Below are 21,864 nucleotides of genomic sequence, written 5' to 3' on the forward strand. Positions count from 1 at the left end.
TGGACGGGTTCACCACCGAGCGGACCCCGCACCCCTGGCAGCTCTCGGGAGCCGCCAGGATGCAGTTCGAGCGGGGCGTGGTCCTCGCACACGAGATGGGCTTGGGCAAGACCACCACCATGGTGATGGGCTCCCAGGCCCTCAAAGCCTCCGGGCAGATCAGCAAGCCCTTCGCGGTCGTCCAGCAGGGCCTGGCCCGGCAGTGGCTCGACGAAGCACAGCTGCTCTACCCCAACGCCGACATCCGCCTGATCACCTCCCAGGACCTTGAAGGCGAGAACCGTCGCCCGGTCTTGGAGTGGCTGCGCGCGAACACCCCCGACCTGGTCATCTTCACCGAGCCGGCGTTCCAGTCGATCCGGATGAGCCCCGAGGAGCAGGAGCTCTACCTCTTCCGTGAGCTGGAGTCGCTCAAGGAGCAGCTGGAGCGCGAGCGGGGGGTTCCGCACAACGCCTTCGCGCTGATGAAGATCGAACAGCGCCTGGCCACCGTGGAGGCCCGCATCCGGCGCGCCGACGCGCCGATGCGCACACCGGGCGAGGTGTACTGGAACGACCTCGGTTTCGACTACGGCCTCATCGACGAGGCGCACCGCTCCACTGCCATCGGGTACCGGTCGAAGGAAGCCGGCGGGGAGACCGCAAGCGTCCGCGGGGTGGACCTCCACCAGAAACTCAACTGGCATCACCGGATGGCGGAGCTGGACGGCGGCCGCCCCACCGTCACCCTCGGCACCGGCACACCGATCGAGAACAGCATCTTCGAGCAGTACTCGGTCCTCGAACTGGCCTGTCCGTGGCTCCTGGACGAGTTCGGCGTCCACGGCCCGGACCTGTGGGCAGAGACCTTCGGACAGAAGGTCCAGCGCGTCGAGATGGCGCCGGACGGCAGCGGCCTGATCTTCGTGGAGCGCTTCTCCCGGTTCCTCGCGAAGTACACGATGAAGACGATGTGGGGGCTGGCCGCCGACACCAAGACCGGCGACGACGTGGGGATCCAACGGCCCAAGCTGGCCGGCGGCGCTCCCGAACTGGTGCTGATCGAACCGACCGCCGACCAGCGCTCCCGGCTCCTGTCCCTGGTCGTCCGGGGCGAGGCGATCCACGCCGGCGACGTCACCCGCGACGAGGACAACATGCTGGCCGTCACCACCGAGGGCCGCGCGGTCGCGCTGGACCCCCGGTTGTGGGACACCAACGCACCAGCGGCAAACAAACTGGTCACGGCGGCCGACATCATCGCGGCCGGCTACCACGCCCACAAGGACCACTCCTACGCCGTCTCCAGCCGAGATGACACCCCGCACCCCGTCCCCGGCGGGCTGTTCTTCGTCTTCTGCAACAGCGGCACCCCCGGCGGCAAGAACAAGGGCAACTTCAAGCTCTACGCCGAGCTTCGCGACCTGCTCGCCGCTCGCGGCGTCCCCCGCGAGCTGGTCCAGTTCGCGCAGGACCACCACACCCCGGAGCAGAAGGCCGCGATGACCGATGCCGCCAACAACGGCGGCATCGCGGTCCTCATGGGCTCCACCGAAGTCCTCGGCACCGGCTTCAACGGGCAGAACCGTGGCTACGCCCTGATGCACCTGGACCAGGACTGGACGCCGGCCATGATGATGCAGCGCAATGCCCGCGTCATCCGCCCCGGCAACCAGCACGACGAAGTCAGCATCTACTTCCTGGCCACCAAAGGCAGCATGGACGCCTGGCAGGTCGGACTGCTCACCTCCAAGGCCGAAGGCCTGCGCGACATCCAGCGCCCGCCCGGCGTCGGCGACGACGACAACGACACCGTCGAGGAGATCGGCGCGAGCGACTGGGACTACGCCACGATGGCCGCCGAGATCGCCGACAACCCGTTCATGAAGCAGTTCGAGGAGGCCAAGCTCCACCTTCGGGGCCTGGAGGGCGACCGGCGCAACGCGGCCGCCGACCGCATCCGCCTGGCCGAACTGCTGCTTACCACCCAGGCCGAACTCGCCAGCACCCAGCGCGCCGTCGCTGCCCGGGATGCCGCCCTCCCGAAGATCACCGCCACCATCCGCGGCGACGCCTTCCGCATGCGGGTCGGCGGCCGCGACCTCGATCAGCGCGGCGAGGCCGGCCCGGTGCTCAGGCAGGCCGTCACCGACGTCCTGCGCAGCCACAGCACCCTCGGGATGGGGCCGTGGACGACGATCGGCTCCTTCGGCGGACTCGACTTCGCGGTGCGGCCAGAGATCCTCGACGGCGGTGCGGAGATCCGCGCCCACGTCGGCTTCCCCAACCTGCAGCGCAGCGAATCCGTCTGCTCCGTCGGCGACCTGGCCAACCCGCGGTTCGGCGGCACCATCATCGGCCGACTGGCAACCGCACTGGAGAAGGCCGAAGACCAACAGCTCGTGGACCACGAGCGCCTGCCGGTCCTGGAAGCCGCCGTCACCATGTATGCCGCGCAGCAGGCCGCGGTCGACTACGGCCCGGCCATCGAGCATGCCCGGCGCCGCGTCGAGCTGCTGGACGCCGTCGTCGGGGCCATCACCGAGCTGGACAAGCAGCCCGAGCTCACCGAGTCCATGCTCGATCCGGAGAAGTACCGCACCCCGGACAGCCGGCAGAAGGCCATCCAGGAGCGCGCCGAGCAGCGCGCACCCCACCAGGCCAAGGTGGACCAGGCCGCGGCCGCCCTCGCCGCGTACGACCAGACCACCCCCGCCCCCCAACTGCCTACGGTCCCCACCCCCGCGCCAGCACCCGAAGCCATGGCGGGCGGACCAGTCGACCGCTTCGGCGACCAAGCCGCGACTGGGCACAGCGCCCCACAAACATCACCGGGACCCGCTGACGACAGAGACGAGGAGACTGCGGAGCAGGCCACGGAGCCGGACGGCGACGGGTACGGAACGGGTGACCTGTTCAGCGAGTTTGGGCTGACCCCGCCCGGGCGCATCCCGGCCCCGGACCCGCAAGAAGACCCCGGACCCGAGCCTGCGCCGGATTCCGAGGGAGTTCCGGAGGGCCAGATGACCGTAGAGGAGGAACAGCCCGCCACCGCGTCGGCCACAGCCGACACTGCAGCCGCTCCGGAGCCCGAGCAGCCCGCATCGTCTTCGGAGACCCCTGTGGCAGGCGCCGCGTCCTCCACGTCGGCTGGAAACGGCGACGCTCCGGCCCCGTCGGCCGAGGACACGCCCGCACCAGACACCGAGCAGCAGCTCGACCTGTTCGGCACCGAACCCGGGACCGCGCAGAAGAACGCGGGCGACGACCCGCCGGCCGCACCAGCGCCCACCGAAGCGAAGGCGGAGCCGGATGCCGCAGAGCCGGTGGAGACAGCGGCCCCAGCCGACACACAGGTGCGGGAGGACGCTCCCGCACCTGGCTCTGACCCCGAGGAGCCGCAACAGGAGGCTGTGCTCGCCATGCCGGCCGAATCCGCAGCTGACGCCAGCGCCCAGCCAATGCCGGACTCGGCGCCGGAGCCGGTGCGCGGACCCGCGCCCCGCGGAGAACGGCCTGTAGCACCGCCCCAGACCGAACCGTCTGTCCCGCGCCCCGACGCAGCCGCGGAAGCAGCTGCTCCAGCACCCCTGACCCCGGAGGTACCCGCGATGGCCACACCGACAGAGCAGCCGAACTCCCCCACCCGGAAACCGGCGCGGCCAGGAATGCCCCTTTGGCCAGCGGGCGACGCAGGCGAAGGCGCGGCCTTCGACCCGGTGGCCGTGGCTCAACAGATCATTGCGGCCGATCCCCCGGTGTCGCCCAAGCGGACCGATCGATCGCCCGATCCCGTTGATGCCTACTGGGCCGAGTTCGAGGAGGCTATGGCCGCCTGGGACGAATACGTCTTCGACACACCCGCCGCCGAAGTGCGCGCGGCCGTAGCCGATGACGTGGAGGTCCTGCGGCAGGCCGGCACAGCGGCCGCCGCCCCGTACGAGCCGGACGCCGCCGCAGCGCCTCCCGGCTCGGCGACACCGTCCGCTCCGCCCGCCGCACCGGCGCCTTCCCCGGCCTCACCCGCGGCCGTGGCCGACGCCGCGCAGGCCGTGGAGGCGGCCGCGACGGCAGCCGAGTCCCACTCGCCGACCCTCCAGGACCATCCGGAGTGGCAGAAGATCAAGACCATCGGCGGTGCCCTGCGCAACGTCTGGGAGGTGATGAAGGAGAAGGCTGGCCCTGCCTGGGACAGGTTCCATGCAGACGCCCGCTTCCAGGGCTTCTGGAGGACCGCCTCGATCCGCGCCTGCGAGGCGATCTCGGCCGGGGCCGCAGCACTGGCCAAGCGTCTCAATCCCGCACTGCCCACCGCCGACGCCCTGCTGAAGCTCTCCGACGCCACCATCACCTACAGCACCGTGGCAACGGCGGCGGCAACGCCGAAAGCGCCGCCCGCCGCCGCACCGGCCGCAGAAGCGCCGCCCATGCAGCGACTCGTCCAGCGGCCCACCCCACAGGCATACGCCACCCGCGACGACGCCCTACGGGCCGCCCAGGAAGTCACCGCGCGGTTCCAGCAGTGGATTCAGAGCCCCATGGGGCAGGAGGTCGCCGACTCCCCTCACCCGCGGGTGGCGGCCTTCCGAGACGCGTGGCGAAGCCTGCCGCCTGCGGGGGAGGCCGCATCCGGCCCGGCCGTCGGCTCGTACGGCAACGTGGCAGAGCGAGCACAGGCCCTGGTCAACCTCGCGGTAGCGTCCGCCCGCCACGCCCCGGCGCAGATCCAGGCCCTGCAGGTCCTGGCGCAGGCGGCGGAGAATCACGCCGCCCGCCTCGCAGTGACCCTGCCTCCCGGCACCGCGACCTCGGCACCGGCACAGGCCATGCCGGCGCCGCGCGCCGCCGCTCCCTCTGCCCCCGCCCGCGCCCCCCGGGCCTCGGTGTAGATCACTGGTGGTGCCGGAGTACCGCGTCCCGGCACCACCGGCCTGCCCCGGGGCGCCGTCGTGACGGCACCTCGGGGCTTCGATGTAGCCCCCCGCTCCGGTCGGTATCCCCCGACGCGAACAGACATCGGCGTGGCGGGCCGCCGTACGCGCCGGGGGACACCGCCCACCCATCCCCCGGGGCTGACGCCGTTCGCGGGGCTGCGGACTACTCCCCCGCCGACTACTCCCCTACGGGCCCCTCCTGAACCGCGGAGCCGCCCGACCCAAGAACCCGCCGGCTTCCCTGCACGATGGTCTGGTCGACGACTTGGTGCTCGGGCTCGATCCGCTCCGCGGCGAGCCGCCGAGTGCTTGAGGACGGAGCCGCCGTGCTCCTGGTGCTCATCGACGGACCTGTGCCCAACGGGCGGCGCATGCTGCTCATGGCGGAAGTCTGCCCGGCCCCCGGGGTTCACCGATCAGGAGGTGGCCGGTGTTCCTGATCGGTCCCCAGCTGGCTGATGTGGATCTTATTTATCGCCCATTTACGCGCCCGATTCCGGCTGCCTGACCGTTGATTGACTTGCACAATCCTCGCTCGTAGGGGTTCTGCCACACGCCCGGCGTTCCTGAGCGGTGCCCAGCTGGTTGAGTGTGGATCTTATTTATCGCCCATTTACGCGCTCGATTCCGGCTGCCTGACCGTTGATTGCGCTGCATAATCCTCGCTCGTAGGGGTTCTGCCGTACGCGGCGCGCACTTTCCCTCTGGGAAGGCTTTTTGCGCTGCGGACATGGTGTGCACTTACATCACAGCTGACAGGGCTTTGGAATGGTCTCGCTCAGCGTTCCGAGGTCTGTCTCGGGGGTGGCTCCCCCGGGCGGCCTCATGCTCACAGAGCACCGTCACGGCGGCCCGCACCCCTCAGGGAGCGGGCCGCCGTTCGTGCGTCCGTCGGCGTCAACGGGCAGAGTTCCGGCTTTAGTTGAAAATCGAACCTCGCCTTGCTGGGTGGGTTTTGGTGAGTCAATTCCCTCCCGCCGGAGTTTGGTTGGGGTTACGTCACCCGTGTGTCGTAATCTGTTTCCAGCGTCGGTGCGTCCCCTCGCCAGGGTTCGCATTCCTACCGGCCGGTAACGCCAGCAAGAGACCATTCCAAAGATCGCGGTCGGGCTGTGCCTCCCCCCGGGCAAGTGCAGCTCGACCGCCATACCCGCAGGGGTTTCCTTTGTCAGAAGGCATTCTCGCGGCGGTGGTCATCGTCGCGATCGTGATCGGCGCGGCGTGCTTCGCCATCCGCCATCTCAACAAGACCGCCGGCCGCATCGCGGTCGTCATCGGCTCCCTGGCCGTCCTGGTGGGAGCGCTCGTTCCCGTCGTAAGGATCCTGGTCGAGGCGCCCCCGGCACAGCAGCCTGCCCAGGTGGTTGCCCCGGCTCACCCCAATCCCCCGGGGCCGGCCACGGCCGGATCCTCCGCGGGTGCCGGAGGCGGTGCTCTGTGACCGAGTTGGTCGAGTACCCGGAAGGCCGCACTGTGCATAGCTGGCCTTACCGGGCCGCGGGCATCTACCTCAAGTCTCTCGGGCTCCCCACGCCGGTGGTGGAGTCGCTGCTCCAAGCTGCACGGCTGGATGCGCCCGAGAAGGGGACGGTGTTCGCGTACGGCCCGGAGTGGATCCACATCGTCGCCATGGGAGTCGTCAAGGAGACGACCCCCCACGGGACCGAGCGTCTCTGGACGAAGGGAGCCCTCTTCGGCGACCTCGGCCGAGTGATGCTGAAGAGGGGGACCAGCGGCACGGCACGGGGAGTCGGGCCCCGAATCACCTTCCTGACGCAGGGCTGCGTTCTGAGCCTGACGACCCGGACCCTTGGCCAGCTCCTGGAACAGGACTCGGTCCTGGTACTCCTCCTTGCCCAGCTGACCAACGAACGGTCGGAGACCGTTGAGTCTGTCTACGCCGCTTCCAAGGCCGACCCGGTCATCAGGGTCGCCAGACTGCTCGACTACCTGGTGCAGTACCGCCGGCCCCTACCGTCGGTCCCCAACCGTGTCCGATGGACCCGGAACGGCATGCACCTGATTCCCAGTGGGGCGCTGACCGTTCAAGGCCCGAGCCAGGCCGACATTGCCGAGGCCCTCGGCCTTGGTCGCACCACGGTTGAGAAGGCGCTCGCGTCATTGCGTGACCAGGGTGCTCTGACAGCGCATAAGCCCGGAACCCGGTCGAACCGGTACTACGAGATCATGGATATCGCACTTCTGCGGTCTATCGCCTGCTCCGAGTCCTGATATCCCGGTTCCTGTGCCCCCGGCAACGCCCGGGGGCACAGCGGGCCAGAATCTACCGGGCGCTCGCCGAGCACGAGAAGCGCCAGGCGTACCCCGAAGCCGTCGAAGCGGCCCACGCCGACTTCGCCACCCTCCAGGCCGAAGATGCTGGCCAGTCGCTCTGAGCTACTTGTCACTTCGTCGGACCTTCGGGAGGACAGGGCCGTCTGCCTGGGTCATGTCCCCAGAGCCTCCGTCACGGGCAGGCACTCGGCGAGCAGGTCGACGACGTCGCGCCAGGCTCGCTGTGCGTGCTGTCGGTGGTAGCCGACGGTGGGGTGGCCGACCGGCGGGTGATGGAAGGCGTGCAGGGCGCCGCCGTAGACCGTGAGACGCCAGTCGACGCCCGCGGCCTGCATCTCGGCGGTGAACGCGTTCCATTGCGCGGGCGGCATGATCGGGTCTTCCGGCCCGACCCCGGCCCACACCGGGCAGCGAATGCGCGCCGCCTCGCCCGGCTGGCCCGTGGCCAGTGCGTTGAATGTCCCGATCGCGCGCAGGTTTACGCCGCCGCGCCCGAGTTCCAGCCCGACGGCGCCCCCGGTGCCGTAGCCGAAGGCGGCGATCCGGTCGGGCTCGGTCCGCGGTTCGGTGCGCAGCGAGAACGGGCGGACCCCGCCGCCCTGGCCTCGCTGATCGCGCCGCCGGAGCCGAACGGCCCACCCGGGGAAGCCAGCGACGGGCCGGTTTGTCGGCGAGCCGCGCGGTCTCATATCCATAGTTACGAGACCTGGTCTCACGACCCGTCAATATGCGCCGGTTTGTGGTGATTTCTGGGGCGACTCGAACCCTCCGTCGCGCTAGCTGTCACATCTGAACTTATGAGACCCTCAGGGCCATGACGACACCCGCGACCAACAGCACACTGGACCAGGCCGCCGACGTCCTCTCAGGCGCCCCCGCCTACCTCTACGGGTATGCCCGCGTCTCCACCCAGGCCCAAGACCTCACCCGGCAGATCGACCGTCTGTCCGCGTTCGGCGTCACCGCGGAGAACCTGTACGTCGACAAGAGAACGGGCACTGACTTCGAACGGGAGGGCCTGGCCGACGTCCTGTCCCGGCTGCGCCCCGGGGACATCCTGGCGCTGGACTCCCTCGACCGCCTTGGCCGCACCGCCCACAAGATGGGCGAGGTAGCGCGGAAGCTCCTCGCCGACGGAGTGCACCTCGTGGTGCTCGCCGGCGCCCTGCCTTTCGACAGCCGGACCTCAGGCACCCAGACCCAGATGGCGCTGGCCACCCTGTCCTTCCTTGCCGAGGTGGAGCTCATCTACCAGCGTGAACGGCGGGCCTCGGCACGGGCCAGCAGGGAGACCCGCGGCAAGACCTGGGGCCGGCCGCGGGAAGTCGACCGCGCCGCCGTCCTCGCCGACCTCGATGCGGGCCTGAGCGCCAACAAGACAGCGGCGAAACACGGCATCGGCCGGGCCACCGTCTTCCGTATCAAGGCCGAGGCCCGGACGGCTGCGGGGGCCGCCGCCCCGGTGGTGCCGGAGGTGGAGTTGGTGGAGACCGACGGTCCGGGAGGAGAGTGGCCTGGGCAGTACGCCGTGCCGCTGGACGCCGCCGAGTAGGCCACCGTCCGCCAGGAGCGCCCCGGCCCGTTGAAGTGGGATCCGGGGCGCAGCCGTGTTCGCGCTCTACATGGAGGACCGCAGCATCTCCACGGTCCTGATCATGACGGCCTTCCTGGCCTCGTCCTCCGTACCCCGTGCGGCGTCCTCCAGCAGCAGCGCTGCTGCCTGGAGGAGCCCGACGTGCACGGGCACTGTCTCCAGCCCGGTGAGGGCGGCCACCGCCTGGTCCGTTGCGTTCTGTGGAATGAGGGTGCTGACGCCGCGTCCGACGCTGCGCTGGGGTGGAGTGTTCACCAGCTGATTGTCCCGAGTGGCATCCGCGCAGTCGTTGCCCGGGTCGAGGGTCACCAGCGCATACCCAGCGTCGCCCGAGTGCCAGGTCCATCGGTACCTGGGCAGACCTCAGCCGCCGGTCGGGTAGGCCTGGAGCCGGCCGTCGACGAGGACCAGGCCGAAGTACTCGTTGACCGCGACCGGCGCGGCCTCCGGCCGGGTGGGCATGTCCTTCCCGGTCAGCGCATCCAGCGTCACCCCCTGCTTGGCTGTCCTTCCGTACACACGGCCGTGCCAGGCCGTGGTGACCATGGGGACGATGCGGCCGTCTCCCTCTCGCAGGTCCCAGATCTGGCTGCCGGAGGCCGCATCCAGGGCAGCCACCGAGAAGCCGTCCATACAGACCAGGGTTGCTGCGGCGTCGTGCTTGCAGCTCATCCCCCGCATCTGCGCGGCGATGCTCTGCCGGATCTGCCCCGAGTCGCCGACAAGGAGGTCGTCGAAGCGGGTGAGCCCGAGGTAGCCCCGGACCCGGACCAGGGAAGGGCCGGCCGGCTCCACGGAGACACGGGTACTGGGTTCGCCGCGCCATCGCTCGGTGCCGCGGCCGACATCCCATCCGGCGATGATCTGCGTGTCGTTCCCGGCCGGGGCCAGGCCCACGGCCGTGCCCGCGGCCACAGCTCCGATGGCGATGTCCGGCAGCGTCCACCGCAGCTGGTGGGTGGTGAGGTCGATGCCGTACGAGACGGAGTGGTGCCGGTTGTGCACATGGATCACCGCGACGCCGGCGTGCGCGCCGACCGCGGAGACCTCCACCCGGCTGGAGGAGGAGCTGACCCAGTCCGGCAGACGGACAGTCATCCGCCAGCCGGCGCGGCCGCTTTCGGCAGCGACGCCGACGACCTCCAGCATCCCCGCCGGGACCTGCGTGCCGGACCCGCCCTCGACGATCAGGAACGGGACGACCGCCTCGGCCGCGCCGGCGTTCGAGACGACCAAGGGTGCGGTCGTGTCCGGGATGCTGTCGCTGTTCCGGGGAGTGCCGTGGGGGAGGACCGTCTCGCGGAGCCGGCCCGTCGTCAGGTCGACCGCCTGGAGGCGGTCAACCGACGCGACCAGAGCCGTGGTCCGGTAGAGCGCGACGGGGAGCGGGCGCAGGACGTTGCCCAGCATGTTGACCCTGTCCTTGGTGGCCTCAGGCGGCAGCTCGACCGCCTTCCGGGAGTCGAACCAGGAAGGCGGGTCATGAGGCCGGGCAGTACTTGCCGAGGCCGACACCGCAGGTGAAGGCTGAGCGGATGGAACGGCATCGTCAGCTCGCTGTCCATCCTCCGACGCGCACCCCGCCGCACAGAAGACGGCGAGCAGCGCCACCAGTGCTAACCGTCGCTGAACCCGTTGCATGTCCACTCCACATCCCGCGCCCGCCAAACCGATGATCTTGCGGCAGCATCGCACGTCCGTCACCACCGGACAGCGTCTTTGCCAGGGCGCCCTCAACGACCCCTGTGGGCAGCAGCGCCTTCCGCTGCCTCGAATGGAGGAGGCCGAGGCAGCGGAAGAGGGCTGGCGGAGGCTACGCCCCCAGACCGGGGGAGCGGGGGGCGTCCGGCGGAGGCGTCACGGCGCGCGGTGCCGGCGCCGCCACCCGCTGCGCGGCTTGTCGGCCGGCTGCGGCTGCACCCGGCTGGGTTGCCGTCAGCCGCGCGGAATGGGCACCGGCTGCCAGGGCCACAGCCAGCAGGGCCTTTACGTCTCCTGGAGCGAAGCGGTTCTCCGCCACGGCGGCGGTGACCGCGGCGTGGGCCCGCTCGGCCACGGCCCGGTACGGAGCCGCGGCCGAGCCGGGGCCGTGCGGCAGGTCGTGCGGGGGCAGCTGCCGCCACGCCTCGCGCAGGGCGCTGATCCGCGGGTGGGGGGAGGCGGCCAGCTCCCGGCCCATGTCGCTCTGTACCCAGGCCTGGAAGGACCGGGCGACCTCCTCGCCGGCCTGGCGCGCAGCTGCGACCGTGGCATACGCGGCCGGAGCCGCGGCGCGGTTGGCATCGTTTCCGGCTGCTGCCTGGCGAGACCGTTCCCCCGCAGTGGAGACGAGGTCGTCAGGCGGGACGCCAGGTGCCGGAGGCCCTGACGACTCTGAGGGGAAGGCGGCTGCCGTCGCGTTGGTTGCAGCGACTTCACCGGGTTGGGGCGGAGGGAGTTGTTGCGCGGCGGACGGCGTCAGCAGGGGCGCGGCCTGCTGTTCGATCCGGGTGAGCCGCATAGGCCATTCGGGTCCAAGGCCGCTGATCGCTTCGCGGAGCTGCTGCTGCGTGGCGACGAAGGCTTCGCTCTCGGCGGCCGTCCAGGGCCGGTTCCGCTCGGTTTCGAGGGCCTGCCGCAGCGACAGAGGGCCGTTCCAGTCGTCGCCGGCCACGGTGTTGCTGTACCTCGGCTTGCTCTCGCCGCGCCGGTAGACGCTCACCAGATCGGCCAGCACGCCGTCGTCGATGCCCTCGGCCAACTCGAGGATGCCGCGGTAGGACTCGTCGGCGTTCGCCTGCACGGTGAGCCGTCCCTGACCCCGGTCGGCCACCTGCTCGAAGTACCGGCTGATGATGCCCTGGTTGCTCATGGCCTGCGGAACGCCCATGAACAACGCCTCCACGCGCGCGCCTGCCCGCCGGTACGCCAGCATCTTGCTCTCCACGGCCGACGCGTCCTGGGAGGTCTCCTGAACGACCGCGTGCAGCTTGTGGGCACGGACGTATTCCTCGGCCTGCGCCATCCACGCGCGGCCGTCGGCCCGGGTGTAGGCAGCCATGAGGGTGTCGTCCTGCGCCATCAGGGCGTCGTAGGCAGGGTGGTAGGGCTTGTAAAGGTCGCTGTCGACGTCGACGAAGCCACCTTGCTGATCGAGAACGTTGGCCACCATCCTGGTCACCCGGCTCTTGCCGGAGCCGGGCTGCCCGACCAGGAAGACCACGGTGGGCTTCTCCTGGGGCACACGCCGTTCCAGCAGCTCCGGGACGATCTCCTCGTGGAAGATCTGCCGGTTCTCCGCTGGGGTCAACCGGTACCGCTCGACCTCGGTGGGGTCGATCACGCGATGTCTCCCCGGACGTCGTGGGCCACCTGGGCGTAGTGCCGACGGGCCGCGGCGATCTGCTCGCGGTCGTCCGGGCGCAGGCCCTCACGTTCCCGGGCCAACTGGGCCCGTGCAGCGCGGGCGCGCTGGATCACACCCTGGTCAGGGTCGGTCTTGCCCTTCTCCGCGGCGATCAGGGCGCTGTAGGCGCCGACGGCGCCGTTCACCGCTTCGATGGCGGCCTCATAGGCCGCCGTCTCCTCGTTCGACCAGTCGTGCGGCTCCAGTTGGTGCGTGACGGAGATGCCGTTGTCGGTCATCGGTGTTCCTCCTTGGTAGGTGAAATCTCGCCCTCGCCCGCAGGATCCCGGTGCGGGCGGGGCACGGTCCGCCCGCCGGAGGCGTCGGCCGTCAGGGAACCGCGCGCGGCGCCGTGTGCCAGCTGCTCAAAGGCGGTACGGAAGACGGGCAGGTTCTCGTTGTTCATCCGGTAGGCGATGGCCTTCTGCCAGCTGGGGTGGTCGGGGTCGTACTGAGGCGCGATGGGTGCCGTGGTGCCCTCAGGCCACCAGCCCATGCGCACGCCGCGGGGCACCGCGCGGGACAGGGCGATGGTCGGGCCGCGCAGCTGGTCGTTGAACTCGGCGCGCAGTTCGGCGGCGTCCTTGGTGCCGCCGGCCTCCACGACGAGCTCGGCGAACCGCCGCGCGTTGGCCGGCAGGTCGGTGAGGTACAGCACGGCCCGCTCGACGTCCCACTCGGTCCCGACGGACAGGGTCAGCTCGTGGCGGTGGTCCGCGTACAGGGCCAGGAGCTTCCGCTCGAACTCCGGCGAGGCCCCTTCGATGGTGATCTTCACGAAGCCCCCGGTGAATTCTTGCCAGGTTCTGCAGGTTCTGGATGAACCGAGCGTGCCGGACGGGAGCCGCCCCGTCTAGAACTCCCGAGAATCTGGCCGGAATTCTGCATGCGGTCAGGCGAGGGGCGGTGGTACGCCGCGTCTCGCCTCGGATAATGTGCGGCACCGGCCGGAAGGAGATGGAAGCGCTCACCGCTCACTACGAGCAGCAGCACGCGGCGGCCGTCGCCGAGGCCCGGCGGGCCGCCCGCGCCTCGGCCGATGCACTGCACGAGAGCCGACAGGCCTGAGCGGCAGGTCAGCGAAAGGCCCGGGGGCCGCTGCCCTCCGCGCCGCCGAACGGCACGCGAGCGGTCGATGGGGTCAGTATCGCCGGCGAGGGTGCATTGGTCACGGTACTCACGCCCTCGACAACACCCCGGGGCACCCACCCGGAAACGGCGCCGGAGCGCTCTTCACCCTCCGGGAGCGGCGGGTTCGGTCACCGGTGGGAATGATGCCCGGAGCGCGTGACGAAACACCGCCCACGGTGTCCGGTGTCCGGTGTCCGGAACCCAACCCGTGCCGGCTGCGCGCGCCGCGCCCGGCGCCGAACCCGCCCCCGCATACGCTGGCGGGATGCGGAAGGCAGAACGCCCGGAAGCGGACGTGGTGGTCGTCGGGGCGGGCGCCGCCGGACTGGCCTGCGCCACGGACCTGGTCACGGCGGGGCTGCGGGTCAGCCTGCTGGAGGCCGATGACACCGCCGGCGGGCGGATGCGGACCGACCGGGTCCGCGGCTTCACCGCCGACCGCGGGTTCCAGGTACTCAACACCTCCTACCCCCAGGTCAAACACCGCCTCGACCTCCGCGCCCTCCGCCTGAGGCGCTTCACACCGGGCGTGCTGGTGCACACCGGCAGCAGCGGGCTGCGCAGATTCAGCGACCCCACGCGTTCCCTCCGCCACAGCCGCGACCTGCTGCCGGGCCGGCTGGCCTCGGGCCGCGACCTCGCGGCCCTGGCCCTGCTCTCCACGCGCGACATGCTGCCCCCCGCCACCCGCCTGAAGGCCCGGCCGGACACCACCACACTCACGGCCCTGACCGGCGCCGGCTTCACGCCCGGCTTCGTGGAGACCTTCTTCCGGCCCTTCCTGTCCGGAGTCTTCCTCGAAGACCGACTGGACACCTCCGCCCGCTTCTTCCACCTCGTGTGGCGGTCCCTGCTCCGCGGCACCGCGTGCCTGCCGGCCGAAGGGATCGGCGCCGTACCCGCCCAGCTCGCCTCCCGGCTCCCTCCGGGGGTCCTGCGCACCGGGGCACCGGTCGCCGGCCTGACCGCCGACGGCGTCACCCTCGCCGACGGCGGCGAACTGACCGCCCGCACGGTCGTCATCGCCACCGGCCGGCAGGCCGCCGCCCGCCTGCTCCCCGGCCTCGAGGTACCCGGCGCCCGGACGGTCACGACCCTCTACCACGCGGCGGAGCGCTCACCTCTGCCCGAACCCACCCTGGTGGTCGACGCCCGGCGCAGGTTCCTGAACACCTGCGTGCTCACCGAGGTCCACCCCGGCTACTCCGGGGACGGACGGGCCCTGGTCTCGACCTCCGTCCTCGGCTCCCCGGACCCTGCCCGGGAAGCGGCCGTACGCGCCGCCCTCGGCGAGGTGTACGGCACGGACACCCAGGCCTGGGAACCCGTCCACCGCGTCACCGTCCACGACGCCCTCCCGGCCATGCTCCCGCCCCTTCAGCTCTCCCGGACCACCCGCTTCGCACCGGCCCGCTACGTCTGCGGCGACCACCGCGCCACGGGCTCCCTCCAGGGCGCCCTCGCCTCCGGCACCCGAGCCGCCCGCGAACTCCTCACCGACCTCCACCACCACGCCTGACCGCCCGACCGGCGGCACCACGGCCTGTCTGCGCATCGTCAACGGCCTCGACGGGAACCGCATCGAGGTCGGTGTGACCGAGCCGGAGCGGGATGCCGGTGATTCGGCGCTGGACGTACGGTGAGGTCATGCCTCACGACATCGCGCGGTTACATCACGTCGGACACGTCGTCAGTGACATCGCACGGGCCATGACCCTCTACCGGCGGCTCGGATTTCACGTCCCGCCACCCAGTGTGCCGGCGCTGGCCCCCCGTGAGGGTGCCGCCCCGGAGCCCTTCGGGGCGGCGAACACCCACGCCGACTTCTCCCGGAGCTTCGTGGAGTTGGTGACTCCGGTGAAGCCCGGGAACACGGCGGGCCTGCCGTCCGAAGCGCGGATCGTTCCGCTCCAGGTGCCTCCGGAGGCGCTCCCTCTGGTCCTGTCGCGGATCGACGCGGCCAGTAACCGGCTCCGCGGCCGGCTTGATCGCTTCGAAGGGCTCCACATAGTGATGTTCTCCTCGCCGGACATCGACGGCGCGGCGAACAGTCTGACCGCTCTCGGCGTCGGACACGGCGGGGTGAACACCGTCGGCCGACCGGTGGAGACCCCCGACGGCGTGCGCACGGAACCCGTCCGCTACCTGGAGATCGACGGAACGCCGGAAGGCCGGGTCGGCGTCGTCGCCGACTTGGACCCGGAATTCCAGCACACCCGTCACCTCGACCACCCCAATGGGGCGCAGGAGCTCGTCGAGGCGGTGCTGTGCGTACCCGACGGACAACTTCCCCTGTTCCGCGAGCGGTACGAGCGGTTTCTGGGCCGCCAGATCCCTGCGGAGGGGCCGGTCACCCTCCTGACCGGGGCAGACCTCCCGGACCTGCTGCCCGGTGAGGATCCGCCCGCGCTCCCGGCGCTCGTCGCCTGCACGGTCGCCGTACGCGACATCGCTCGGGTACGCGCCCTACTCGCCGAGAACGGACTGCCCGTACGCGAGACGACCCGAGGCGAACCCTTCGTCCCGTCCGAAGCGGCACTCGGCGCAGCTCTGATCTTCCGGGAGGCCTGAGCGCGGCAGGTGCGGGCACCAGGTTCCCGAGGCAACCGGGCCGGCCGACAACGGGGGGACCGGTACCCGGCTCGCCCGCCGAGCGGGTGAGCACCGACCCCGGCCAGGCCGGTGTCGCTCTGCGTCCGACCGTGCACCAGGGGGCATCTTCCTGGTGCGTGTCCGCCAGGGTCTCCACTGGGTGTGGACATACTGGGTCATAGTGCCCGCCTGTGTCCCTGTGGAGGGGTATCAGCCGTGATCACCTCAACCTTCCTTCTCCCGCCCGCGGATTCCGGCCGCGCAGCGGCTTCGGCTCCGGCGCCGCCGCCGGTACGCGCCGCAGCCCCGAGGGGCCCGCACCCGCTCACCGTCGTCGGCGGTCGGCGCGAGGTGGCGGACACCACGCTCGGGTGGCGGCAGCCCTGGACGCGGACCGCGGAGGCCGGGCGATGACCACCCCTCCCGCCCCGCCGCGAGCCGGCGCCCCCGACGTCGGCCGGGGCCTGGCCGGACAGACCGTGGTGGTCACCGGGGCCGGGCGCGGTATCGGGCTCGCCATCACCGAGGCGTTCCTCGCCGCGGGTTGCCGCGTCGTCGCCGGATCGCGGGAACGCACCGAGGCCCTCGACACGTACGTGCGACAGGGCGCGGACCTCACCGTCGTGGAGGTCGACCTCGCGACGCCGGACGGTCCGGCCGCCCTGGTCGCCGAGGCCGCCACGCGCCACGGCGGCCTCGACGTCCTCGTGAACAACGTCGGGGCGGTACGGCCGCGGGTGGACGGCTTCCTGAGCGTGACGGACGAGGACTGGGACTGGACCCTGACCGTCAACCTCATGTCCGCCGTCCGCGCCACCCGGGCGGCCCTGCCGCACCTGCTCGCCTCCGGCGCCGGACGCGTCGTCACCGTCTCCTCCGTCAACGCGCGCCTGCCGGACCCGCTGGTCATCGACTACGGCGCCGCCAAGGCCGCGCTGACCAACTTCTGCAAGGCCCTGTCCAAGGAGGTGGGGCCGCGCGGCGTGCGGGTGAACACGATCGGTCCGGGCCCGGTGGAGACGGCGCTGTGGCGTGGAGCCGGCGGCGTCGCCGCCACGGTCGGGCAGTCCCGCGGCGTCGATCCCGGCGACGTGGCCCGCGCCGCCGCGGCCCAGGCGGCGACCGGCCGGTTCACCAGCCCGTCGGAGGTCGCCGAGCTCGTGCTGTTCCTCGCCGGTCCCGGCGCGGCGAACATCACGGGTGCCGACTTCGTCATCGACGGCGGTCTCGTGGACTCCTTGTGACCACCGGGCTCCCTGCTCTCGCGGTACTCCGGGCGGGCCGCTCGGGTGCGGGCCCTGGGATATGATGATCTTGAACGCCTTTTATGGGCGTTCATGACCATTGTTCCATCGCCCGACAGGGCATTTTTCGGGGAAGACCGTCTTGAAGCTCACAGTCCTGCGCCGTGCCGCAGTCGCCACCGCAACCGCCTCGCTCCTCTTCGGCGGCCTCGCCGTCGCCTCGCCCGCCTCGGCGGCCGGCAACTACAGCTGCACGAACTGGAATCAGAAGGTCAACAAGTGGACGGCGACCTGCACCGTCAGGAGCGGCCAGGCCCGCGCCGTCACCGACTGCAGCAACGGCAAGACGATCTACGGCGCTTGGGTGGGTCGCGGACGCTGGGCGTTCGGGGGCGACTGCGGCATCTACTTCATCGTCGCCCAGGACACGCAGGGGCGTAACTGACCTGCGCACCACGGGGACCGGGGCCCGGGGGCCTGCCGAGACATCGGCGGGCCCCCGGGCCGTTCGCGGATTCCTGCTTCGGCCTGCCGGGTCTGACCGATCGCCCCGCAGGCGTGTGGTTCAGGTGAGCCGGAGCAGGGGGGCGCCGGTGCCGAGGACGTCCCGCAGGGCCGGGATGTCCGTCCAGATGAGGCCGAGAGTGCGGGCGGCGTACCGGAAGGTGGCGTGGTCGGCCCCGCCGGCCGCTTCGCGGAGGGTCTTCATGACCCCGTCCCGGTCGAGGAAGGCGGTACCGCCGGCGGGCGGTTCGTGCCGGGGTGCCCGGCTGCGTTCGTGCGCCAGCCCGTGAATGCCGGTGAGCCGGTGAGAGAGGTCGGCCGCCGCCTCCAGGGTTGCCGGGCGCTCCTCGAGGAGGGCTTGCGCGACCGGGTTGTGGCCGATCGCCGCCTCGGCCGGCAGGTGGTACAGGCGTGGGGAGGCCTCGGTGAGGCGGACGGTGTGGTTGACGGCGCGGACGGTGCCGCGGGCGCCGTGGATGGCCCCGGCCCACAGCGCGGAGGCCTCGGAGGGGTGCCAGGCCAGCGCGCGGGCGGCCGCCGTGACCGCGTCCACGCCGGGCGTGAGGGGGTGGCAGCCGGTGAGGCGTTCGAGGAGGAGGTGTTCGGGGATCTCTCCGTCGAGGCCGGGGCCCGCGACGTAGACGGTCGTGGGGATGCCGGTGAGGTGGCAGGCCGCGAGGGTGAGGGCGTCCCCGAACGGGCTGCACAGGGTGGGCTCGTTGCCGTGGGTGAGGATGTCGCCGCCGATGTCGACGATGCGGATCCGGCCGCCCGCCGCTCCGGCCATGGATGCGATCCGCCGGGCCAGGGCCGAGAGCCCCTGGGCGGGGTCGAGCAGCAGCAGCCGTACGGGCATGTCCCTGGCGAGTCCGGGCATGGTGGATCCGGCCGGGGGACGGGCACGGGTGGCGGGCGTGAACACCGCCGCGGCGTCGGCCCCACCGGACCTCCGAGCCTCACCGGCCCCGTCATCCCGACCAGCCGCACCAGCCGTACCGACCCTACTGGCCCTACTGGCCCTACTGGCCCCACCAGCCCCAGTGACCCCACCCACCCCGCGGACGAGCCCGGCGAAGTCTCCTTCCCCCAGGGGCCTCGGCGTGGGGTCGACCTCCGGCCGTTCCCACGCGTAGGTGGCGATCAGCGGTGGGTCCGGGTCGACGGTGATGGTGCGGGCGGCGATGAGGGTGCCGATGGGGTCCCCTCCGCCGCCCGCCGCGACGTACAGGTCGGTCACGCCGCCCCCTCGCGCAGGTCGACGCCGGTGATGCGCACGGGGGTGGCTCCCATGTTCTTCCTGGCGCGCGCGTTCGCCGCGTGCAGGTTCTCGTAGTACTCGCGGTCGAGGCCCTTGACGTGCTCGGAGTAGAACATCCAGGAGAGGACGTCCCGGTACTTGAAGCCCTTGGGGGTGAGCTGGACGCGGCGGCCGATGCGGTGGAGGAGCCCGTTGGCCTCGGCCGCGTCGAGGACGGCCTCGAACTCCGCGGCGTGCTTCTGGTAGCCGAAGCGGTCGAGTTCGGTGAGGTCGAGGTCGAAGGTGTCGAGGACGAGGCGCTTGCGGACGAGCTCCTCGCCGGTCAGCTCGATGCCGGTGACGGGGACGATCTCGTGGTTCCCGGCCTTCCTGATGTAGTCGGCCACCTCGGCCGTCGAGGGCTTCACGCTGCCGGTCATGTAGTCGAGCACGCTGGTGTAGGAGCGGGCGCCGACGCCGAGACCGAGCAGGGGGACGCCGTGGAAGGTGAGGACCTTCTGGGCGTAGCCGCCGCGGCCGGGCTTCTTGTAGCGGACGGAGCCCTCCTGGACGTAGCCGTGGTCGAGGAAGACCTGGCGGGCGTAGTCGTATCGGTCGTACAGCTCCGGCTGCCACATGTACTGGTAGGCGCCGGTCTTGGAGAACCAGGCGTCCGGCCGCACGGTGAGGAAGTAGGTGCTGATCGTGGTGGGCCGCAGTGCGGCCAGCTCGTCCACGCTGTGGCGCCAGGTCTCGGGGGTCTGTCCGGCGAAGCCCATGATCAGGTCGGTGGACAGGTCCGGCAGGCCGAGTTCGTGCGCGGTGCGGATGGCGCGGCGGATGACGTCCTCGTCCTCGCCGCCCCGGCCGGCCGCGCGGATCTCGCGGGGGACGAGCGACTGGATGCCGACGTTGGCGCGGGTCAGGCCCATGTCGATGAGGGCCTTGAACTCGTCGGGCGCGTCGGCGATGGAGGACGGGGTGGCTTCTACGGCCACTTCCTCGGCGGTGGACCGCCAGTTGGGGTAGATGCCGCCGATGGTGGCGAAGATCTGCTCGAAGTGGCGGGGCTTGAGCAGGGCGGGGGTGCCGCCGCCGATGTAGACGGTGCGCAGGCGCCGGGCCTGGATGATCTCGGCATGGTCCCGGATCTGGGTACACAACGCGTCGGTGTAGGCGTCGAAGACGTCCTCGTCGGTGCTGATGACGGTGTAGAGGTTGCAGAAGCCGCATTTGCGGTCGCAGAAGGGGACGTGCAGGTAGAGGTTGAGTTCGGGGACCTGGTGGTTGGCGAGGTCCGTCGACCACACCTCGGGGATGCTCCACTTGCCTTCGGGGAGGGGGCGGTACGTGGAGCGCGGCGGGTAGGAGTACTGGTAGGGCGGGATGACGCCCTGGTCGATGTGGTCGGAGAGCTGCTGGCGCAGGCTGGTCACGATGCTCGTTCCCCGTTTCGGGTCAGCGATTGCGTACTTCCCGGCCAGGCGATCCGACCACGGGCCGCTCGTGCGGTTCCATGGGCTGTGCACACCAAATGCCCTGCTGCTACTGGTCAGTTGGCTGGACCTTGCTCCAAAGCCCGGTGCTGCGGGGCGGGTCATTTTCGTTGGTCAGGCCGATAGTCGCTGCGCTCGTTCCGCGGCTTTCCTGATCGAATGACAATCGGTGCGAGCCCGCACGGGCCGGGAATACTGGTGATCGAGCCCATGGGGAACGCCGGGCGTTTCCTCCTCGAAGCCGCGGACCGGCTGGGGCTGCGCGTGTACGCGGCCACGCACCAGGACGTCCACGACGGCTACCCGGACCGGCTGCGCTCAGCCCTCGCGGGGGTGTGCGCGACGGACCTCACGGACACCCCGCGGGCGCTGGCGGACATGGAGACCTTCTGCCGGCAGCACGCCATCGCGGGTGTCGCCGCCTGCTTCGAGCTGTTCACCCCGCTCGCCGCGCTGCTCGCCGATCGGGTCGGTCTCCCCGGCAACGATCCCCGGCTCGCGCGGGCCGCCAGGAACAAGGTCCTGATGGGTGAGGCGTTCGCCGCGGCCGGGATCCCCGCGCCCCGCTGGACGGTCGTGCGCGACGCGGCCGAGGCGCACCGGGCGGTGCGGTCGGCCGGGCTGGGCCGGACCCTGGTGGTGAAGCCCGCGGAGCAGGGCGGCTCATGGGGGGTGTCCGTGGTGGACGCCGGTGGCGGAGTCCATGCCGCGGAGGACGGCGTACCGGACCAGCTCGCCTCCGCCGTCGCCGCGGCCCGGCAGTACGCGTACGCCCAGCCGCACGGCCTCAAGCTCGACACCCGGGCCCTGGTGCAGGAGTACATCCCCGGAGAGGAGTACTCCTGCGACACGGTGATCGCGGACGGGGTGGCCTACCCCTTGCCGGTCGTCAGGAAGGACACCACCGAGGGCCGGTACCGGATCGAGACCGGACACAGCTGCCCCTCCGGCCTGCCTCCGTCGCTCGCCAGGAAGGTGCAGCACACCGCGGCGCGGGCAGCGCTCGCCGTCGGTGTGCGCCATGGGATCGCCCACACCGAGGTGAAGATCCCGCCCGGCACGGAGACCCCGTACGTGATCGAGACCGGCGCCCGCCTGCCGGGGGACAACCTGTGCGAGGTCGTCGAGGCCGCCACGGGTGTCAGCGAGGCCGTGGCCTACCTCCAGGCCGTGCTCGGCCGGGTCCCCGACACCGTCCCCTCCGTGACGGGCGCGGCGGCGATCCGGTTCCTGCTGCCCGCGCGCGGCGGGGTGCTCCGGCAGGTGTCCATCCCGGAAACGCCCGGCACGCACAGCGAGTTGCACCTCCGGCCCGGGGATTCCGTACCGGAACCGGCGGATTCGGCCTGCCGGATCGGACACGTGGTGGCCCGCGCGGAAACGGCCGACCGGGCACGCGGCCTGGCGGACCGGGTGGCAGCCCGGTCCCGAGTGGAAGTGAGCTGAACAGGTGCGGAACGTACGGGAGACGGG

Annotated in this window: 16 protein-coding genes and 1 pseudogene; 9 read left to right on the forward strand and 8 right to left on the reverse strand. The window is 71.2% G+C overall.

Annotated features, from left to right (window positions below):
* Nucleotides 1-59 precede the first annotated feature (59 nt).
* The 3 genes from ACGFQ9_RS24285 (at nucleotide 60) to ACGFQ9_RS24295 (ending at nucleotide 7,145) form a co-directional block, all read left to right on the forward strand.
* Nucleotides 60-4,868, forward strand: coding sequence for a hypothetical protein (locus ACGFQ9_RS24285; RefSeq protein ID WP_393576546.1), 4,809 nt, complete (start codon nucleotides 60-62; stop codon nucleotides 4,866-4,868).
* Between the two features lie 1,210 nt (nucleotides 4,869-6,078).
* A complete protein-coding gene (locus ACGFQ9_RS24290) occupies nucleotides 6,079-6,354 on the forward strand; it encodes a hypothetical protein (protein ID WP_393576444.1) in 276 nt (91 codons plus the stop codon).
* Nucleotides 6,351-7,145, forward strand: a complete 795-nt coding sequence (locus tag ACGFQ9_RS24295; protein ID WP_393576445.1) for a Crp/Fnr family transcriptional regulator — start codon at nucleotides 6,351-6,353, stop codon at nucleotides 7,143-7,145. Before ACGFQ9_RS24290 ends, ACGFQ9_RS24295 begins: the two co-directional genes overlap by 4 nt.
* Nucleotides 7,146-7,360: 215 nt before the next feature.
* Here the strand turns inward: ACGFQ9_RS24295 and ACGFQ9_RS24300 are convergent.
* A pseudogene (locus ACGFQ9_RS24300) lies at nucleotides 7,361-7,783 on the reverse strand (dienelactone hydrolase family protein); the annotation flags it as partial.
* A gap of 239 nt (nucleotides 7,784-8,022) precedes the next feature.
* On the opposite strand from ACGFQ9_RS24300, the gene ACGFQ9_RS24305 reads away from it, so the two are divergent.
* On the forward strand, nucleotides 8,023-8,760 hold the full coding sequence (locus ACGFQ9_RS24305) for a recombinase family protein (protein WP_393576446.1): 738 nt from the start codon (nucleotides 8,023-8,025) through the stop codon (nucleotides 8,758-8,760).
* A gap of 66 nt (nucleotides 8,761-8,826) precedes the next feature.
* On the opposite strand, the gene ACGFQ9_RS24310 is transcribed toward ACGFQ9_RS24305, so the two are convergent.
* The 5 genes from ACGFQ9_RS24310 to ACGFQ9_RS24330 form a co-directional block, all read right to left on the reverse strand.
* The gene (locus tag ACGFQ9_RS24310) at nucleotides 8,827-9,057 is read right to left on the reverse strand and encodes a hypothetical protein (protein ID WP_393576447.1); all 231 of its coding nucleotides are present in this window, start codon (nucleotides 9,055-9,057) and stop codon (nucleotides 8,827-8,829) included.
* A 108-nt stretch (nucleotides 9,058-9,165) separates the two neighbouring features.
* A complete protein-coding gene (locus ACGFQ9_RS24315; RefSeq protein ID WP_393576448.1) occupies nucleotides 9,166-10,212 on the reverse strand; it encodes a hypothetical protein in 1,047 nt (348 codons plus the stop codon).
* A 403-nt stretch (nucleotides 10,213-10,615) separates the two neighbouring features.
* Nucleotides 10,616-12,124 carry a zeta toxin family protein gene (locus tag ACGFQ9_RS24320; protein WP_393576449.1) on the reverse strand — a complete coding sequence of 503 codons (1,509 nt, stop codon included), beginning with the start codon at nucleotides 12,122-12,124 and terminating at the stop codon, nucleotides 10,616-10,618.
* Complete coding sequence (locus tag ACGFQ9_RS24325; RefSeq protein ID WP_393576451.1) at nucleotides 12,121-12,426, reverse strand: hypothetical protein; 306 nt, start codon at nucleotides 12,424-12,426, stop codon at nucleotides 12,121-12,123. Before ACGFQ9_RS24325 ends, ACGFQ9_RS24320 begins: the two co-directional genes overlap by 4 nt.
* Nucleotides 12,423-12,965: a hypothetical protein gene (locus tag ACGFQ9_RS24330; RefSeq protein ID WP_393576452.1), complete on the reverse strand. Its 543-nt coding sequence runs from the start codon at nucleotides 12,963-12,965 to the stop codon at nucleotides 12,423-12,425. Before ACGFQ9_RS24330 ends, ACGFQ9_RS24325 begins: the two co-directional genes overlap by 4 nt.
* Before the next feature lie 618 nt (nucleotides 12,966-13,583).
* Here ACGFQ9_RS24330 and ACGFQ9_RS24335 point away from each other — a divergent pair.
* From ACGFQ9_RS24335 to ACGFQ9_RS24350, 4 genes are all read left to right on the forward strand, one after another.
* On the forward strand, nucleotides 13,584-14,837 hold the full coding sequence (locus ACGFQ9_RS24335) for an NAD(P)/FAD-dependent oxidoreductase (protein WP_393576453.1): 1,254 nt from the start codon (nucleotides 13,584-13,586) through the stop codon (nucleotides 14,835-14,837).
* Nucleotides 14,838-14,965: 128 nt separating this feature from the next.
* Nucleotides 14,966-15,889, forward strand: coding sequence for a VOC family protein (locus ACGFQ9_RS24340; RefSeq protein ID WP_393576454.1), 924 nt, complete (start codon nucleotides 14,966-14,968; stop codon nucleotides 15,887-15,889).
* A 431-nt stretch (nucleotides 15,890-16,320) separates the two neighbouring features.
* Entirely contained in the window at nucleotides 16,321-17,154 is an 834-nt protein-coding gene (locus tag ACGFQ9_RS24345; RefSeq protein ID WP_393576455.1) for an SDR family NAD(P)-dependent oxidoreductase, read from the forward strand.
* 142 nt (nucleotides 17,155-17,296) lie between these two features.
* Nucleotides 17,297-17,599 (forward strand): hypothetical protein, encoded by a 303-nt coding sequence (locus ACGFQ9_RS24350; RefSeq protein ID WP_393576457.1) that lies wholly within the window; start codon nucleotides 17,297-17,299, stop codon nucleotides 17,597-17,599.
* A 120-nt stretch (nucleotides 17,600-17,719) separates the two neighbouring features.
* Here ACGFQ9_RS24350 and ACGFQ9_RS24355 read toward each other — a convergent pair whose 3' ends face one another.
* Both ACGFQ9_RS24355 and ACGFQ9_RS24360 read right to left on the reverse strand, forming a co-directional pair.
* On the reverse strand, nucleotides 17,720-18,895 hold the full coding sequence (locus ACGFQ9_RS24355; protein WP_393576458.1) for a DUF1152 domain-containing protein: 1,176 nt from the start codon (nucleotides 18,893-18,895) through the stop codon (nucleotides 17,720-17,722).
* Nucleotides 18,892-20,331 (reverse strand): coproporphyrinogen-III oxidase family protein, encoded by a 1,440-nt coding sequence (locus ACGFQ9_RS24360; protein WP_393576459.1) that lies wholly within the window; start codon nucleotides 20,329-20,331, stop codon nucleotides 18,892-18,894. Before ACGFQ9_RS24360 ends, ACGFQ9_RS24355 begins: the two co-directional genes overlap by 4 nt.
* Nucleotides 20,332-20,550: 219 nt before the next feature.
* On the opposite strand from ACGFQ9_RS24360, the gene ACGFQ9_RS24365 reads away from it, so the two are divergent.
* Nucleotides 20,551-21,837: an ATP-grasp domain-containing protein gene (locus tag ACGFQ9_RS24365; RefSeq protein WP_393576461.1), complete on the forward strand. Its 1,287-nt coding sequence runs from the start codon at nucleotides 20,551-20,553 to the stop codon at nucleotides 21,835-21,837.
* The last annotated feature ends 27 nt before the right edge of the window (nucleotides 21,838-21,864 follow it).

Origin of the sequence: Streptomyces sp. NPDC048603, assembly GCF_043199475.1 — a bacterium.
Classification (GTDB): Bacteria; Actinomycetota; Actinomycetes; order Streptomycetales; family Streptomycetaceae; genus Streptomyces.

What these genes read in the sequence shown, in the direction of transcription:
- ACGFQ9_RS24285 (WP_393576546.1), top strand. Translation starts at nt 60, where the DNA reads ATGCAGTTCGAGCGGGGCGTGGTCCTCGCACACGAGATGGGCTTGGGC.
- ACGFQ9_RS24305 (WP_393576446.1), top strand. Translation starts at nt 8,023, where the DNA reads ATGACGACACCCGCGACCAACAGCACACTGGACCAGGCCGCCGACGTC.
- ACGFQ9_RS24315 (WP_393576448.1), bottom strand. Translation starts at nt 10,212, where the DNA reads ATGCTGGGCAACGTCCTGCGCCCGCTCCCCGTCGCGCTCTACCGGACC.
- ACGFQ9_RS24325 (WP_393576451.1), bottom strand. Translation starts at nt 12,426, where the DNA reads ATGACCGACAACGGCATCTCCGTCACGCACCAACTGGAGCCGCACGAC.
- ACGFQ9_RS24335 (WP_393576453.1), top strand. Translation starts at nt 13,584, where the DNA reads ATGCGGAAGGCAGAACGCCCGGAAGCGGACGTGGTGGTCGTCGGGGCG.
- ACGFQ9_RS24340 (WP_393576454.1), top strand. Translation starts at nt 14,966, where the DNA reads ATGCCTCACGACATCGCGCGGTTACATCACGTCGGACACGTCGTCAGT.
- ACGFQ9_RS24345 (WP_393576455.1), top strand. Translation starts at nt 16,321, where the DNA reads ATGACCACCCCTCCCGCCCCGCCGCGAGCCGGCGCCCCCGACGTCGGC.
- ACGFQ9_RS24365 (WP_393576461.1), top strand. Translation starts at nt 20,551, where the DNA reads ATGACAATCGGTGCGAGCCCGCACGGGCCGGGAATACTGGTGATCGAG.